The 434-nt window shown below is 64.5% G+C and carries 1 pseudogene; it reads right to left on the bottom strand.

Going from position 1 to position 434, the window contains the following annotated elements:
* A pseudogene (gene groEL / locus FLO80_RS22175) lies at window positions 1-434 on the bottom strand (chaperonin GroEL); the annotation flags it as partial.

Here is a 434-nt window from a genome sequence, read left to right as displayed (position 1 = left end):
GCTTGGCGTTGCCCAGGTGCTCCAGGGTAGCGCCTTCCAGGCTCAGGCCGACTTCTTCGCTGATCACGGTACCGCCGGTGAGGATGGCGATGTCCTGCAGCATGGCCTTGCGGCGATCGCCGAAGCCCGGAGCCTTGACAGCCGCGACCTTGACGATGCCACGCATGTTGTTCACCACCAGGGTGGCCAGGGCTTCGCCCTCGACGTCCTCGGCGACGATCAGCAGCGGACGGCCGGCCTTGGCGACGGCTTCCAGCACCGGCAGCATTTCGCGGATGTTGGAGATCTTCTTGTCGACCAGCAGCAGCAGCGGGCTATCCAGCTCGGCAGCCATGGTGTCCGGCTTGTTCACGAAGTAGGGGGACAGGTAGCCGCGATCGAACTGCATGCCTTCGACGACGGACAGTTCGTTTTCCAGGCCCGAGCCTTCCTCG

The organism is Aquicoccus porphyridii (assembly GCF_008369105.1).
In the GTDB taxonomy this organism is placed as follows: Bacteria; Pseudomonadota; Alphaproteobacteria; order Rhodobacterales; family Rhodobacteraceae; genus Aquicoccus; species Aquicoccus porphyridii.
This window is presented reverse-complemented; position numbering and strand designations above follow the sequence as displayed.